The sequence below is a fragment of the Paenibacillus amylolyticus genome, from assembly GCF_050990605.1.
GTDB lineage: Bacteria > Bacillota > Bacilli > Paenibacillales > Paenibacillaceae > Paenibacillus > Paenibacillus amylolyticus_H.
The window spans coordinates 1,163,013-1,178,925 of sequence record NZ_CP158832.1 but is presented as its reverse complement, the minus strand read 5'-3'; the positions used below and the strand labels follow the sequence as shown (position 1 = coordinate 1,178,925).

General features: G+C 46.0%; 18 protein-coding genes. 10 read left to right on the top strand and 8 right to left on the bottom strand.

From position 1 onward, the window contains the following. The first annotated feature begins 13 nt into the window (after positions 1 to 13). Positions 14 to 1,267 carry an acyltransferase gene (locus ABTV53_RS05285; protein WP_433751432.1) on the top strand — a complete coding sequence of 418 codons (1,254 nt, stop codon included), beginning with the start codon at positions 14 to 16 and terminating at the stop codon, positions 1,265 to 1,267. Positions 1,268 to 1,304: 37 nt separating this feature from the next. Here the strand turns inward: ABTV53_RS05285 and ABTV53_RS05280 are convergent, their stop codons facing one another. Continuing rightward, positions 1,305 to 2,042 carry a hypothetical protein gene (locus ABTV53_RS05280; protein ID WP_433751431.1) on the bottom strand — a complete coding sequence of 246 codons (738 nt, stop codon included), beginning with the start codon at positions 2,040 to 2,042 and terminating at the stop codon, positions 1,305 to 1,307. 219 nt (positions 2,043 to 2,261) lie between these two features. Between ABTV53_RS05280 and ABTV53_RS05275 the strand changes: the two genes are divergently transcribed. Together ABTV53_RS05275 and ABTV53_RS05270 are read left to right on the top strand one after the other, a co-directional pair. Further along, on the top strand, positions 2,262 to 3,209 hold the full coding sequence (locus tag ABTV53_RS05275) for a hypothetical protein (protein ID WP_433751429.1): 948 nt from the start codon (positions 2,262 to 2,264) through the stop codon (positions 3,207 to 3,209). A 54-nt stretch (positions 3,210 to 3,263) separates the two neighbouring features. Next, entirely contained in the window at positions 3,264 to 3,506 is a 243-nt protein-coding gene (locus ABTV53_RS05270; protein ID WP_017690236.1) for an NHLP leader peptide family RiPP precursor, read from the top strand. A 75-nt stretch (positions 3,507 to 3,581) separates the two neighbouring features. Here the strand turns inward: ABTV53_RS05270 and ABTV53_RS05265 are convergent, their stop codons facing one another. Then, positions 3,582 to 5,480: an ATP-binding protein gene (locus ABTV53_RS05265; RefSeq protein WP_433751427.1), complete on the bottom strand. Its 1,899-nt coding sequence runs from the start codon at positions 5,478 to 5,480 to the stop codon at positions 3,582 to 3,584. Between the two features lie 153 nt (positions 5,481 to 5,633). Continuing rightward, a complete protein-coding gene (locus tag ABTV53_RS05260) occupies positions 5,634 to 5,915 on the bottom strand; it encodes a hypothetical protein (RefSeq protein WP_017690238.1) in 282 nt (93 codons plus the stop codon). 145 nt (positions 5,916 to 6,060) lie between these two features. Here ABTV53_RS05260 and ABTV53_RS05255 point away from each other — a divergent pair, with 145 nt between their 5' ends. From ABTV53_RS05255 to ABTV53_RS05245, 3 genes are all read left to right on the top strand, one after another. Next, entirely contained in the window at positions 6,061 to 6,222 is a 162-nt protein-coding gene (locus ABTV53_RS05255; RefSeq protein ID WP_017690239.1) for a hypothetical protein, read from the top strand. Positions 6,223 to 6,344: 122 nt separating this feature from the next. After that, the gene (locus ABTV53_RS05250; RefSeq protein ID WP_433751425.1) at positions 6,345 to 6,716 is read left to right on the top strand and encodes a hypothetical protein; all 372 of its coding nucleotides are present in this window, start codon (positions 6,345 to 6,347) and stop codon (positions 6,714 to 6,716) included. 39 nt (positions 6,717 to 6,755) lie between these two features. Beyond that, positions 6,756 to 6,947, top strand: a complete 192-nt coding sequence (locus tag ABTV53_RS05245) for a hypothetical protein (RefSeq protein ID WP_036611535.1) — start codon at positions 6,756 to 6,758, stop codon at positions 6,945 to 6,947. 102 nt (positions 6,948 to 7,049) lie between these two features. Here ABTV53_RS05245 and ABTV53_RS05240 read toward each other — a convergent pair whose 3' ends face one another. Further along, positions 7,050 to 8,264, bottom strand: a complete 1,215-nt coding sequence (locus tag ABTV53_RS05240) for an MFS transporter (protein ID WP_433754068.1) — start codon at positions 8,262 to 8,264, stop codon at positions 7,050 to 7,052. Positions 8,265 to 8,519: 255 nt separating this feature from the next. Here ABTV53_RS05240 and ABTV53_RS05235 point away from each other — a divergent pair, with 255 nt between their 5' ends. The 3 genes from ABTV53_RS05235 (at position 8,520) to ABTV53_RS05225 (ending at position 10,864) form a co-directional block, all read left to right on the top strand. After that, positions 8,520 to 9,170, top strand: coding sequence for a peptidylprolyl isomerase (locus tag ABTV53_RS05235; protein WP_433751422.1), 651 nt, complete (start codon positions 8,520 to 8,522; stop codon positions 9,168 to 9,170). A gap of 429 nt (positions 9,171 to 9,599) precedes the next feature. Beyond that, on the top strand, positions 9,600 to 9,863 hold the full coding sequence (locus ABTV53_RS05230; protein WP_433751420.1) for a YqkE family protein: 264 nt from the start codon (positions 9,600 to 9,602) through the stop codon (positions 9,861 to 9,863). Positions 9,864 to 10,069: 206 nt separating this feature from the next. Further along, positions 10,070 to 10,864, top strand: a complete 795-nt coding sequence (locus ABTV53_RS05225; protein ID WP_433751418.1) for an SDR family oxidoreductase — start codon at positions 10,070 to 10,072, stop codon at positions 10,862 to 10,864. A 193-nt stretch (positions 10,865 to 11,057) separates the two neighbouring features. On the opposite strand, the gene ABTV53_RS05220 is transcribed toward ABTV53_RS05225, so the two are convergent. After that, on the bottom strand, positions 11,058 to 11,819 hold the full coding sequence (locus ABTV53_RS05220; RefSeq protein WP_433751416.1) for a YwaF family protein: 762 nt from the start codon (positions 11,817 to 11,819) through the stop codon (positions 11,058 to 11,060). Positions 11,820 to 12,050: 231 nt separating this feature from the next. Here ABTV53_RS05220 and ABTV53_RS05215 point away from each other — a divergent pair, with 231 nt between their 5' ends. Next, positions 12,051 to 13,025, top strand: a complete 975-nt coding sequence (locus tag ABTV53_RS05215) for a ring-cleaving dioxygenase (protein WP_433751414.1) — start codon at positions 12,051 to 12,053, stop codon at positions 13,023 to 13,025. A 98-nt stretch (positions 13,026 to 13,123) separates the two neighbouring features. Here the strand turns inward: ABTV53_RS05215 and ABTV53_RS05210 are convergent, their stop codons facing one another. The 3 genes from ABTV53_RS05210 to ABTV53_RS05200 form a co-directional block, all read right to left on the bottom strand. Further along, positions 13,124 to 13,363: a hypothetical protein gene (locus ABTV53_RS05210; RefSeq protein ID WP_433751413.1), complete on the bottom strand. Its 240-nt coding sequence runs from the start codon at positions 13,361 to 13,363 to the stop codon at positions 13,124 to 13,126. A gap of 202 nt (positions 13,364 to 13,565) precedes the next feature. Then, on the bottom strand, positions 13,566 to 14,411 hold the full coding sequence (locus ABTV53_RS05205) for a hypothetical protein (RefSeq protein ID WP_433751412.1): 846 nt from the start codon (positions 14,409 to 14,411) through the stop codon (positions 13,566 to 13,568). Positions 14,412 to 14,610: 199 nt separating this feature from the next. Next, on the bottom strand, positions 14,611 to 15,888 hold the full coding sequence (locus ABTV53_RS05200) for a methyl-accepting chemotaxis protein (RefSeq protein ID WP_433751410.1): 1,278 nt from the start codon (positions 15,886 to 15,888) through the stop codon (positions 14,611 to 14,613). Between the last annotated feature and the right edge of the window lie 25 nt (positions 15,889 to 15,913).

The window sequence follows — 15,913 nt, the reverse complement described above, 5'->3', positions numbered from 1 at the left end:
GGAGGATTACAATGTGAAGAAACCGCGAATAGCGGAATGGACCGAGCTGCGGGGCATGGCCTTTCTGGCAATTGTCATGCAGCATAATATCGCTGAGTATATCTATCGCGCCGATATTGAACAACCGGATTCCATTATGCTGACCATGATTTATCATCTGACTCGATTTGGTACGCCAACGTTTGTATTTTTATCGGGTGTAATGTTGTTTTACCATCACCGGAACACCAAACCGGACTATCCTCGCTTCATTCGAAAGCGATTTGGCGATATCTATATGCCGTTTGTCGTATGGACACTGATCTATTGGCTTTCTGTCCGTATCTTCAACCCCGCATTCTGGCTTGCAGGCATACCGGATTTTCGCAGTCTGATTCGTGAACTGTTTGTCCCGCAGACAGGATATCATCTCTGGTTTGTCATTATGGTGTTTCAGTTCTATATTCTGTTCCCCCTGTTTTTGGCGGGAGCGAAAGCCATTCAGAGACGTATCCAGAACGCCTCACGTTTCACGCCCATGCAAGTCATTATTGGGCTAATTCTCTTTGCAGCGGCACTATATGCCCTGCTTATGAAATGGTCCTACTATAATATGGGGGGCTTGACAGAATCCATATCTGAGCCTTGGTCAACGTTGCTGCAATATCGCTCCTATTCATGGGTGATGTACTGGTTCTACTTTTTACTGGGTGCCGTATGTGCTTGGTCAGTGGATAGCTGGAGGAGTTGGACCACGAAGATACTGCCATGGACGATCTGTCTGTTTGCAGGGATGTATATTTGGCTTGGTTACGATGTACTGCGTGGGTCCGGGGATGTTGTGAATCTGAATATCTCCACCTATCTGAAACCAACCACATTCCTGATCATTATGGCTCAGATGTTGATGATGTATGGTTTCCTTGTACTGATGCGGAGCAAAGATACACGGTTTCAGCGGCTCTTAGCCTGGATTGGCCGTTATTCATTTGGTGGATATCTGGTTCATGCACTGGTGATCTACGGGATCGCTTACGTAACCAGACCACTGCAACTCAGTGGATGGCATCTGCCTATAACGTTGCTATCGTTCCTTGCAACAGTTGGTATTGCGCTTGCAATCAGTTGGGCATTATCCAAGCTTCCTGGCTCCCGCTTCACGGTAGGGTTAATGCGCAAACCACGTTCAACCCCCCATCCATCAGTTGCTGTGGACAAAAGAATTACACCTGAGCGAACTCCGTCACCCGGCCACACCCGTAGTCCGGGAACGAGTGAGCCGTTTTAAAATAAAGAAAAGCGTCCCCTCACGGAGACGCTTTTCTTTATTTCACTTCGCTCGAAGTTGATCGTCCAGGAACAGGTTCCTGGGGACCCGGGGCTGGATGCACGTTGCCCTTCTGATTCACAAACCTCTTCAGGTCACCCGTTAATTGTTCCTTCAGCTTGTCCACCAGCTGCGTTTCGCTAATGCCTTTTGCCTGAGCAATCTCAGCCAGGGATTTCCCTCCCTGAAGCTGCTCGTGCAGTTGAGCAGGGGTGACTCCAATAAACCGGGCAATTTCTCCCTTATCTACCATGGAACGTTTGCCATGGTGGGCAAATTCACGCCGCAAGTCACGCAGTGGGGTATTAATGACCTTTTTTAACTTGTTATCCATGTCCGCCTTCGTGGCCGCAGCTTGTTCCTTGGTGAGGCACCCCTCATCTACAGCTTGATCCAGACGCTGTGCAAGTGTAGGCTTCAACTTCTGCAATAACTGCTCCTCACTAAGACCCTTACGCTCTTTGGCAATCTGGGACAACGTCTTGCCAAGTTCCATCTGTTCTTTCAGATCCCGAAGTCCAATCCCAAGCAAGTCTGCTGTTTCACCAATCATGAACAGACCGTGTCCTGCCTGCATGCATGGCTTCGCTGGTTTGGCGGAGGAAGAAACTTTTGACGCATCGTCATGTTCCTCAGCACGAACCGTTGAATCAGCGAAAGCTACATGTCCTGTTGCTGCTGTTATGACTACGGCTGCCAATCCGGCTGCCATCCATGTTTTCCATTTCAAATTCATTTTTCTGCCGCCTTTCCCTTGTGGAAATCCTGTGCCTTCCTAGTTTGAGCCTAAAATCCACTTTTTTATGCCATAAAATACAAAAAGTCATCATTTTTCTCACAATTGATCACAAAAAATCCTATTTTTTTCAGTTTATTTCCGCTATACTGAATATAACTTCATGATCTAGTTGAACAGTCCTGAATCACCTTATCGCAGGAAGGACGAGATGTAACGATGCGAAGAGATTGGTTAGATCCGTTTAGATCCGATCTGGAGGTTGTGTTTGCTTCAGCGGAACAACTCGTACGGGAATATCCCGAACCCTTGTCAGGACATGCATTAGAGCAGCTTCATTCGGTTAATCCACTGTTACGAGATTCGGGACACAGCTACATCGGGTACATCATTCCACTTTGGATGCAACACTCAGATAAACTACCCCCAGAGAAAGCACACCAATTAAGTACAGCCTGCCTCATCCATATGTTATATTTTCTGAATCAGGACGACGTGATGGATGAACAACCCGAGAATGCCACATTGAAGTTATCCCTGGGTAATCTATATTACATGGATGCGCTTCAATCTTACTCGGAATTATTCGATCCTTCCTCCACGTTCTGGATTTATTTCAGACAATATGTAGTGGAATGGGCCGTGAGTGTTACGGGTGAGCACTCCATTGATTATTTCCAACAGAATCCCTTGTTGATTGCGCAAAAGGCTGCCCCTCTGCTCATTGGAGCTACTGGTGCACTCCTTCTGCTGAATCATTCCGACCGGATTATTTCGGTGTGTTCTGCCATCAACATCACACTCATGACACTCCAGATGACCGATGACTTCACAGACATGCAACAAGATGCTGTGCATGGAAACTACAACAGCTACCTCTCCCACATATCCGCAGCACTGAATCACAACTATCCAGTTCATCCTCTAAGCGAACGTATACATGACAATGTATGCAATACACAACTCATGAACTCTTACGTAGACATTGCTTATCACTATAATCGTACAATAACATCGTCTAACTTAGGAATATCGCATCTTGAGGCGTTTAATTCTTACTTATGCAGCACTTTAGTACAAGCTATTCAGGACATTACACAACGGAAGAAACGGCTCCTCCAAGGCGGGTTTCATCACTGGATTAGCGAGCAACAGTTGGGATTCTGAACATAAGAACCAAGCTGATTCAGTTTAATTTTAAATATGAAGGGAATGTTGACGATGATGGTATCAGAGAAAACGTTGCATGAGGATATTATTGAAAAGGCTTGGACTGACGAGCACTTCAGACAACAATTGCACTCCAATCCGAAGCAGGCGCTTCGTGAAGCTTTCGGTATCATAATCCCGGAGCACATTCAGGTGCGTACCGTTGAGGAGCAACAGAATGACTATGTGCTTGTCATACCTCCCAATCCTTCCAAAGTAAACTATGATGTGAATTGCGGACCTTGGAGAAGTTAAACCGGGTGAGTTATTGGTAATGTAAGAAATTAGGGGTAGGAACAAAAAAAGCTGCTGTATCCTTCTGTGAGTTCGTCAATCGACGAACTCGGCAAAAGATACAACCGCTTCTGTTCCTACCCCTTTGGTGCTTGTAAAGATGATCTGTCCTTGCATGGCTTCAACAATTCGGAATGTCACCATCATGCCTAGGCCTGTGCCTTTGATTTTATTGGAGAAATAGGGCTCGCCTAACCGGGACAGTGCTTCCTCGTCCATTCCTTCTCCGTTATCCCTCACATGCACCTTGATCATTCCATCCTGCTTGTACGCCCAGATATCAATCTGGCCTTGTCCCTGCAGAGCTTCAATACTGTTCTTGATAATGTTGATAAAAGCCTGCTTGAACTTCGAGGAATTGCCTCGAATATATAGATCTGGCGGAATGTCAGTGGTGATTTTACCACCTTCCAGATTAGCCATCGGTACAAGAATACCTTCAATATGATTGAATTCATCCGAGATATTGAGCGAGATAATATGGTCAAACTCAGGTTTGGCAAAGGTAAGAAAATCCGTTATGATGCCCGAAGCCCGATCAAGTTCTTCCAGTGCAATTCGCACATACCCCTTATTTTTGTTGTCTTCCTGTTCCGTCATAAGTTGCAGGAACCCTCTTGTCACCTGAAGTGGATTACGTACTTCATGGGCAACGGAAGCGGCCAATTCACTAATAATCTCCATCTTTTCGGATCGCTGCAACTCATTGTTGAATAGCTCCAGTTCCTTGGAATACTCTAGAACTTTGGTATGTTTTTCGGCAAAACGACTTCCGAGAATGGCAATCAACGAGATCACAAATGCAACCATGGACCATTTCCACCATAACAGATGATACGTCCCACTCCGCTGATAATACCACAACAGTTCAGCCACACTGATCAAGGCAAATGTACCGAATCCCGTCGCAAGCAGCATAGCTTCCCGATTTCGTTGCAGCGCTTTGGCGATGGTACCCACCAACAGGATTGTCAGCAGAATGACCAACACAATGCCAACCACACGCTGTACGAGCAGATTGTAGAGGATCTCCCATTGCCCACCTGAAGTAACATAGATAAATAGAGAGAACACAGCGATAACAGAATATATGAATAGTATTTTTCGCAGTTTGGTGAAGATTCCATGTAGTCCTGGTCCAATGATCTGTTCAAAAAAATAACATAGCGCTGGCATACCCAGCAGCATCGCCAGATCAAAGACTACGGAATACAGGTCACCATATACCTGATAGAACGTATACAAAAATTGCGAGTACGTGATGATCATCGTGCCGATGGAACCCATCACGATACATAACGAGATCCATAATCCCTTATGGAACTTGCCAAGGAAGAACGTACAACTCAGCATCGTAATCGCTGTGAAAACAAAGGTCGCGCCCAAAATGACATCAATAAGTCCGTTATGAATATATTTCTCCTGTAACGCGGCATAAGGTCCAACCTGAACCGTACCTTGTATCCCCAAACGACCTTTCTCATTTTGCGACCATACATAGAGCGTGTCACCTGAATTTTCGCTGGATAAGGGCAGCAACACAGCATTATTATCATAATTGTAATGGTAGTTCTCGTAGACCTTGCGGTCTTCCAAATAGATAACAATATGATTGCCTTTAATGTTCTCAAATCGAATGGCTGAACTTTCCTCACTCAATTCAGGGATGGTCAGGCGCGTCCATAAGGAATTAGATCGATCCATATTGCTATACTCTAACTTATCGCTGCCCTGCTTTTCCCATATCTCGTCTGCTCCCTTAACCTCACTGATGAAACCTTGATCGTCGACGTTCCCCCATTTTACTTCCCATCCTGTAATGGATACAGGTTGCTGAACCACTCCTGTAGTTGCAAAGACTATCCCATGTGGCATGCCTAGAATAATCAATACACTCATCCATAAGATGACGATAGCTTTGGGCACATTTTTCATTCACAGCACCTCAAAGTTCTAATTTTCCCTATCTTAGATTCTCTCATTTATCATTCGCCACCGTTTGTCACGTCACCTTCTTGAGATAAAATGAAATTTCACATTTAAGTCGATTTATAGTCTTATTTCCATTTTATTGTTAAAGTTATCCGATTAATCACGCAAGTCTTCGAACTGGTTCACTATCATTTCCCGTTCTTTCTGTTCAACTTGACTGCGAAATTCAAGCCACTGCTCTGTCTCCTCATCATCATAGATGGTCCATATGTCGGAAAAAAGGAAATCCCGCAACTGGACAACTTGCCCGGACCATATACCGCCTACCCAAAACAAACCATCCGGACGACGGATGACGGTACGGGAGAACCCGGGTGTGGACGCCTTTTGCCCGATACGGATGCGTGTGATCATATTGCCCAGTGTGAACCAGTCCACATGAAATCCCTCCCTTACATATTCAAGCTTCATCATAACATAGGCAAAACAGGAAAAGCTGTAAAAACGGTGGCTGAGATTCAATCCTTTGCTCCAGGTGTAATGGTTTCTCAAAGCAAACAAACACGCTAAGGAGATGATTACAATGAATGAGCCACATCGTACGGTTGAGGTGGAACATAAGGATGTTCAGCATAAATCGGATTCAAGTATGGTCGCTTCCACATTTATTAAATATGCCGCATATATCATTATCTTTTTCGGATTCTTATACTTCTTGGTTAAATATGTATTCCCCAAATTCTAAAGCATTCATATCGTAGCGAACACCCGGAGATAATAACCTGTGCAAGATTACAACACTAGCGCTTGGGGTAAATACGGGGTAAGAAGCTTTGGACAACCGACAATGAAAGGAAGTGTTACTTCATGTCTGACAAGCCAATTAGTAACGAAGAGAGCGACCGCTATTATGACCGTTATCAGAGGTCCCGCGATATTCCGCCAGAGACGGAAGTCCCGGAAGGCGATATGGATACCTTTGATGAAGTTTCCGGCAGACGGATTGTAACGGAAAATTCGGATCTGGCACCCGTAGCCGCAACCGCTGTGGACGAGCCGGAATTGGATTCACGTTTGGCTGAGACACCGCTGGAATCTGTACCGGATGCAGATCTTCTGCAACCAAACAGTCCGGTTGATCCTGCTGCACCCGATCCGGATGCGCTGCATGGTACCGATCTGCTTAATGGTGCTGGTGCGGATGCCAAACCAGAGAATGACATTCCACCGCGACATTAACGGCTGTTATGACATCCTGAATGAGGAGGTGCATACACGATGAAGGAAGATCGCCAAAAGCATGTGCATGAACCAGATAATCTCGTGACCGAACGGGATATTGACCCGGACTTCGGACTGTTCACTGAGGACTCCTTCCCCGAAGCGCTTGAGGATGAGGATCAACGTGATGCGGTCGAGCATGCCATTCCTAAAGAGAAGGCTTCTCGTAAGCCCTCTTCGGATGACTAACTTATATAGATCCGTAGTAGACTTAAAAAAGATGACGTCTGTAATTTCACAGCGTCATCTTTTTTGTTACCTGTAAGTTCACTTTCTCTTTGCAATTCGGCATCACCGCTTAGCGGAAACCTTACTTGCCACGGGCAGTTTGTGATCCAATCCTGACCATTTCGCTACAATCGCAGTGATGATCAATGCCACTCCATTAATAATAAATATCCAGCGTATCGGCAGCCAGCCACCGAGAGCACCACCAATGATCGGCCCCGCCATCGTCCCAATTTGGGCAGCAGACTGATTCAAGCTAAATGCCCTTCCCCTGAAATTCGATGCGGTAGTCTGCACAATCATGGCGTTAATTGCCGGAAATACAGCTGCAAAGAATAAACCATACACAAACCGCAATATGCCAAATCCGATATACCCTGTTGTGAAGAACTGCAGAAGGTTCCCTACAGCCCCACCAACCAGTCCAATGATCAACACTTTACCGTATCCAATCCTTGAACCAATCTTGCCCCAGCGCGGTGCCATGATGACTGTTGCTACACCTACCGCCGAGAAAATAATACCCGAGCTGAGTGAGGCACGATCCGGCTGAACGCCCATTTCCATCACATAGACCGTTAATAGTGGCTCCAGAATCATGACGGAGAATGTACATATGCCCATCATGCCAAGCACCGTCATAAACAAACGATTTGCTCTCGCTTCACGAATATCATCCATGACGTGGGAACGAGCTTTATTCCGGTTGAAGTTCTCTTCTTTTACCCAGAAGGTTGCGATGATTGCTGAGACTAATACAACAATAGCCGAAAACAAAAATGCATTCCGGTTGCCATAATAATGACTCACCACGCCACCAATTAACGGTCCAATAATACCACCAGTGGCTCCTGCAGTAGACATAATACCTAGTGCATAACCGGTCTTCTCTTCAGGTGTATTCGTGCCTACCAGGGCAATCGCTGCTGGAACAAATCCTGCAAGCAAACCCTGAAACAATCGAACAACAATCAGCGAATAGGGGTCCTGCACGAAATAATTGATGAAATACAAGACGGCAAGGCTGTATCCTGACCGGATGAGCATGGGTTTTCTCCCGTATTTATCAGCCAGTGATCCCCAGAACGGAGACACGAGCGCACTCGCGAGAAACGTAATGCCGAAGGCCAGTCCTGACCATAACTCCAGGTGATCACGAACCCCCAAGTCAGCACTTAGAAACAAGGGCAGAAATGGAATCGAGATCGAATACGCCGTGCTGCAAAAAAATACACCAATCCACAATATGACCAGATTTCGCTTCCACGAGAAGTCCATATACCCGCACGCCCTTTCCGTTACTGACGTCGGGACTGCCGTGTATTGGAGCGGACGGAACAGACCCGTACGTCCCCGATGCGGAAGCATTTTCCTTATTTTACACCCATCATTCCATGAAGGCCATCCCTTGTTCACCATAACCACACGTATTACATTGCCATTCTGTCCACAAAAACGGTATGATAGTTGGGTAAATATCCAAATATGATTGGAGAAAATATATGATGCAGAGATGCAAGGAGGAACGTTTTCATGTCTTTACGGTGGAAAAAAACAACCGCAATATCGCTCGTTCTTGCGATGCTGCTTATCGTCATTAGTGGTTGCGGGCGCCCTGCGTCCAGTTCCGAGCAAACGCCGGTTCCAGCCGCACCTGAAGGTCCGAACCCCGTGGCTACCATTGAAATGGCCAATGGACAGAAGATTATCATTGAGCTCTATCCCGAGATTGCGCCCAATACGGTGTATAATTTTATCTCCCTTGCAAATAAAGGGTTCTATGATGGCCTAATCTTTCACCGGGTCATTCCGGGCTTCATGATTCAGGGTGGCGATCCAAATGGCAACGGCTCAGGTGGGCCAGGTTATACGATCAAAGGGGAGTTTACATCCAACGGTCACAAAAACCACCTGAATCATACACGGGGAATCATATCGATGGCACGTAAGTCGGATAATCTTGATTCCGCAGGCTCCCAATTCTTCATCATGTTAGCAGATGCGGATTATTTGGATAATGCATATGCTACTTTTGGTAAAGTGACCGAAGGTATGGACGTTGTTGATGGTATCGCTGCTCAGGAAATTGGTGAAGGTGACAAACCGGTTACGGATCAAGTTATGAAAAAAGTTACGGTAGACACCCATGGTCTGGAATATCCAGAACCGGTAAAAATGCCTTAATGAACAAACAAAAGCTCTGTCCTGTGCGAAATTCGCAAGGCAGAGCTTTATTTATTGATTTTAATGATAGCGGTTACATTTCTGACTTTATATAAAATGACCTCTTCCGGCATCATCCTCAATACATCCATCCCATCAAACGTAACCAGCCGATAATCGCAATCCATAACGGGCAGCTAAAGGCAACACCCCATGCAAGCCCTTTCAGTAAACCACGGTTTACTTCCACGAACAACGACTCCTTTCTCCAGGGAATAGTCGCAGTATCGGTAATAGTATATGATTTTATACCCGAATTCATTCGCCACGCATCCCTCGTATTCCTGCTTTTGTTCCGCAGTTTCATGGAATGCATTACGGGAACCTGATATACTATGACTACTGTACGATAAATGGAACCTGATTCATGTTTGGAAAGGAGATTTTCCTATGGCAAAATCCAAAAAACGCCCCCCTGCTCCCAAAGCAGCAGTAGCACAGGATAAACCCACAACACTGAAGGATCTGCTTAGCAGTGATGTGCTGGAGAAGCTGAAAGCTCAGGCGGATGAGGCAAAGGCTGCCGAGGCAGCACTTAAAGAGCAGGAACGTCAGCGAGCAGAAGAAGCTCGCCAAGCGGAGCAGAAGCGCCGGGATAACGACTTCGAATATTTGCTCAATAACAGCGCTATGGACTGGAAGAAACATAAGTAAACCAAGGCATGACCTAAGGGCGTCTCCTATCACACATGCCAAAATAATATTACAGCAGACAGATCATGAAGATGATCTGCTCACTGAACAGGGCCGCATTGCGGTCCTGTTCTTTTTGATATAGACACATATGATTCACCAGTCTTGAGCCGGGTATGTTAGAAGTAGAGCGTACAACGATAATCTAACTCATGGAGGGATCAGAGATGACTGAACTACGTTTGGAAGGCAAAGTGGCGATTGTAACAGGAGGTGGATCGGGAATTGGTCAGGCTACCGCTATTCGTTTCGCTGAGCATGGAGCCAAAGTGTACATGCTGGATCGTACACCCGAAAATGCAGAGGAAACAAAACAGACGATTGAAAAGGCTGGCGGAGAAGCGTATGTGATCGAGTGTGATATCTCCAAACCGGATAATGTGCAAAAGGCAATCGATCAGGCTGCGGCTGAAGCGGGTAAACTGGATATCATATTTGCGAATGCTGGCATTAACGGAACGATGGCCCCGATTGAAACGATGGAAATTGAAGACTGGGACCAGACGATGGAGATCAATATGCGCGGAACCTTCGCAACTGTCAAATATGCCATCCCCCATCTGAAAGAACATGGTGGCAGCATCATAATCACCAGTTCCATCAACGGTAACCGGGTCTTCTCAGGAATCGGATTCTCTGCATACGCTTCCAGCAAAGCGGGACAAACTGCGTTTACGAAGATGGCTGCACTGGAGCTGGCTCGTTATAATATCCGTGTTAACGCGGTCTGCCCAGGAGCCATCGATACCAACATTGATGATAACACCTACCCGTCGGATGATCTGAAAGAAGTACAGATTCCTGTTGAATTCCCTGAGGGTCATGAGCATCCGCTTAAGGGCGAACCTGGAACGTCGAAACAAGTGGCGAACCTTGTTCTGTTCCTCGCTTCCGATGAAGCCTCTCATGTTACAGGTACACGAATCTATGTGGATGGTGCGGAATCTCTGCTCCGTGGATAAAAATATTAATATACATTGGCCCCGTTCAGGGACAACGCCCAAACATCCCGCAAGCGATCTGATCCGGTCAGATTACTGCGGGATGTTTTATATATAGTGAAGAGCATTTCGCATAAATCCCGTGAGCGGCAGGATTCGAGTTATGCAAAATGCTGAGAATTATAATACGGGCGGGCGCATGCAAGGATTACCGCTAAACTGCATTGCTTTTACCTTTTTTCACACCATGGTTCAACCTGTCCGGAATGGCAAAGAGCAATACGTACATCAGCGAGAACAAAACTAACGCAAGTATCTCTTCCCCAAGAATATACATGGGATACGGACCTAGCATATCAAGCACCGAGGGTGTATTTGGTTTATATCTCAAAAACATGTAATTCGCGTCCAGCAAAACATCTACAACATATACGATTAGTGCTGCCACATTCACAAATATCATGGAACCTGCTACAGATCTCCAGCTAGGTCGCAGCTGTTCCACCCAGGTCATGTAGAGCAAAGCCAAAATGATACAGGCATGAGCGACGAAAAATTGAATGAATCGAAAATGTGCATAACCATAACCCAGATTGGGAGTCAGGATCGCCATTAGAGCTCCAGCAATTCCTGCAAATAATAGTGCAGAATGTAACAGTCGACTGCGTGTCAGTAGTAACAACGCCGATAATAGCAGAGACAGACTGCATAATTCGAGTGGTAGTGACGTCTGCAGGCTCCATATGTCTCCGTACACATACCAGAGTTGCAGCACGATTTCGCAGGCAAACATGATACAGGCCAGAACAATCCGCAGTATGCGGCGGGCCCTCTCTGACCATGATCGAAGATGGTGTCGAAGCAAAAACATCATTACGATCAATGCTGTAATTACGCTAATTGAAACGATATGTGAAGTGGAGAACAGGATAAACAGCTCTGCGTCATAAGGGTCCAGCCATGGTGGATACGCCATGCATCTCTTCTCTCCTTTGCAAGAATGTCACCAACATTATCTCTCTTTAATGTTAACTTTTTCATTTTGCCATTGAATGAAAATGCTGTCCAGTTGGAATTCTAAATAAGCATTGTAATTTAAATATCTTTATGTTAAGATAAATCCAGAACCAAAACAAACGAAAAGTTAGTAACTTTCTTAAACGAAATAAAATATACCGTACTCAAAACCTAATTAGGAGGAATTATTATGCAAATCAAAGGACTTCACCACGTATCTGCTCTAACAGCACATGCTGATCAGAACTATCGTTTCTACACCAATATCATGGGTCTGCGCCTGATTAAAAAAACGGTCAACCAGGATGACGTGTCCGTTTACCATCTCTTCTATGGCGATGAGAAAGGTAATCCAGGAACAGAGCTTACCTTCTTCGAGATTCCGATGGCCGGACAGACTCGTGAAGGTGTGAACAGCATATCTGGAACGTCACTGCGCGTTCCAAGTGATGCGGCACTTAATTACTGGCAGCAACGTTTTGACGAATTCGAGGTCCCGCATGGAGAGATTGTTGAACGCGGTGGTCGTGCCACGCTCTCGTTCACAGACTTTGAAGGACAACGTCTGATTCTCGTCTCGGATGAGAACAATGCAGGTGTCGCTGGGGGTAAACCCTGGGATCAGAGCCCGGTGCCTGCCGAGTATGGCATAGTAGGTCTTGGCCCCATACATCTTACGGTAAAAGATGCTTCCCTTACTGCTCCGGTTCTTACCGAACTGCTTGGTTTCAGAGCGAAAGGAAGTTACCCTGCCTTTACTCTAGGTCAACCTGATGTACTCGTGTTTGAATCCGGTGAGGGTGGCAGCGGTTCCGAGGTGCATGTTGAGGAACGAAATGACCTTGCCCAAGAACGTCCTGGACGTGGCAGTGTACACCATGTTGCATTCCGGGTGGATAATGAGGAAGAACTGAAACAATGGGTGGAACGGGTCCATCACTTCCAATTCCCTAACTCTGGCTTTGTAGACCGTTTCTACTTCCGCTCCCTCTACTTCCGTGAAGCGAACGGTATTCTGTTCGAGCTTGCAACCGATGGTCCGGGATTTGATACAGACGAAGAATTGGAGCATCTTGGAGAATCGCTTGCCTTGCCTCCATTCCTTGAAGGTCGCCGCGCCGAGATTGAAGCGAATCTCAAACCGCTGGATACCGTCATTCGTTAAACATAAAAACGTTAAACCTAAAAACGATTATCACCATGTGTATTCTGGACTCGTTCCAGCAATCTCATCGTTGATAATCGTTTTTACGTCTATTTTATTTAACAAGGTATGATGTTGTAAGAGGCACAAACAGCCTCCGTGCCTGATACATCCACGTCCAGGCTTACCAAACCGCTTTCTGGCCATATACTCAGCTTTTTGACAACCGTATTGTCCTGATTGATAACCTGTATCTCCTGGTAAGTAGTCTCCGAAGTATCTTTGGTATGCCATGCGGTAGATCCCAACACCGTTGTTCCCAGTGTACTTAGTGTTACTTTATCGTTTACCATTGGCATCTTTGGCTGTCTCATTTTTAGTACACAGTTCCTATCTGTGGGCAGCACAAAACGAGGCTGTGTGTCCCGATTTTTTTCAGCCTCGTCCTGTTTACCTGCTGCCCGTCAAGGCAGAAAGGTAGATATTCTTTTCAGATGCTTACTGACTCAACACTCTAGAACTTCCTATTCCCGCTGCACTACGATATCAATTAGGATGATATTAATCAAAGGATTCATAATATTCTTCTTCATACTCTTCCATGCTGTACTGCAAATCTACGGCCTTCCACTCGCCATCTTGATACTTATAAGCAAACGTCAGATCACCCGCATATAAAGCCGCACCGTAAGATGCTGCTGCTGATACGACAAGCTGACCATCTTCTACACTGTAATAGGTTACTCCACCGAATCCCAACTCTTCGTTATATACGCCGCCACTCGTATCTTCCTCGATCCGTAAAGGTTCTGCTTGAACGCCATCAACAGCGACATCCACATCCACACGGTCTGAGCTAACCGTAACTTTCGACTTCACATGCTGTTTCGCAATCTCGTCCAGAGATTGCATCTTCATCTCTTCCAGCGTTACCGGATTAATAATACGTGCTTGTCCCAAATAAATTCCTGTTCCATGACCTTCCGTGTACAAAACAACGATCTCTTTCTGGCCGTCTCCATTCAGATCCAGCTCGTGCACTTCGGGTTTGTACGACCCGCCTTCTCCCTGCCAATCACTAAATTCTCGCGTTTTGCCGTCCACTTCCAAAATCATTCCGTTATATATATATCCTGAACCCTCCACTTTCATAGGGTATAATCTGACGTTCTCATTCTCTGGAGCTACCGAAACGTATTCCTCTTTCACGGGGATGGATTCCTGTGTTGTCTTCGCTGTGTCATGCAGTTTATCTATATTGGAAGCCTCGACCACTGCGGTCTGGCTGGATGGATCATCTATATTAAGCTGTTTTTGCGATTCATTCATGGTTCTGGCAGCCGAAGTTGTACTAATCGTAGCTACCGCCAAAATAATCATCAGCAGGATACCTGTCCAAGTTTTCAATATACTGGGCTCCTTTATCTGTTGTGATAATCCTATTATATCTTCATTTATCGCCCGCAAGTTGCGAATTTGTTAATCTTTCATAAAATAATCTTTACAAATTTCCGTTTTCACGAAAGAACGTTCGGCTTTAACCAGAATAAGCAAATTCTCATGCCAAAATAGTCTTCAAAAAAGCAAAAAAAATCCCGAACACAGCTTAAGGCTGCATTCGGAATGCTTTGGTTTTGTCCAATAACCGATCCGTTAATTGTCTCAGTTCTTCAGCCGAGGATGAAATCTCCTCCATGATGGCTGTCTCTTCGTGCGCGGCATCCATAATTCGTCTCGCCTCATCCGAGAACGATCCGGCTTTCCCTTGGATTTTCTTCACATGACCGTGCGTTTGCTCCACGCGACCGGTCTGTTCTGCAATTTTGGAACCGATATCATGCGCACCCTTCATAAATACTTCCACCGTGCCTGTCAGTTCATGCAACGTCTGATCCACAGAGATGGTCCGCTCCGATTCATTAACCACGAGACCATGCTGCTCATGAGAAAGTTGGGCTGTCTCCCTGATCCGCTCTTGCACACGACTAATCAGCTCATTAATACGATGTACCGATTCCTTACTCTCGTCTGCCAGCTTACGAATCTGCTGGGCCACGACTGCAAAACCAGAACCTTCTTCGCCAGCTCGTGCAGCCTCAATCGAGGCATTCAGGGCAAGTAACCCTGTTTCCTCAGCGATGTTTTTGACAGACTGGGTAATTACCTCGATATCGGAGGCTTCCTTCTCCAGCAATAGCATAATGTCGCGGGAACGATTGTGCGACTCGGCCAGCTCGTCCATGCCTTTCATCAACGATGAGAAAGTCTGTTTGGTATGATCCACCGATCGTTCCATCTGACCGGACATCTCTGTCATGTCCATGGACTGGCTATGCATACGCTGGAAATCGTTCAGCATCTCATCCGCAGTGAGCAGAGATTGATGGGAAGTGACCTTCTGCTCTTCTACACCTACCGCAATATGATCCACCGCATCTGACATCATCTCGATCTGTTCGGCCGCCTGGGTAATCGCTTCACTCAGAGACTGTGCGTTCTGTGAAGTCGTTCTTGTACTGTCTGCAATATCATTTACAATGCCTCGAAGGTTAGAAACCATTGTGCGAAAAGCATCATATAATACGGTAAGTTCATCCTGCGTGCGTCGCTGCGGAATTTCGGTTGTCAGGTCACCCGCTGAAACCTGCTGTGCAGCCCGGGACAAGTGAACGATTGGACGAGTCAGCCATCGTGAGGCAAACCATCCCAGAATCCCGTTCCAGCATACTCCCATGATCAGGATAATCGATATGTATACCCAATTCGGAATATCTAACGCAATCCAGTCTTTGACAAAAAATATAAAAAAGCCGCTAGTTCCGTAGGTAATAATCGAAATCAGTACCAAACCTGCGACAGTCTTTGCTCCTAAAGTCCATTTCATGTGCGCACCCCGTAGTCCTTTTTTC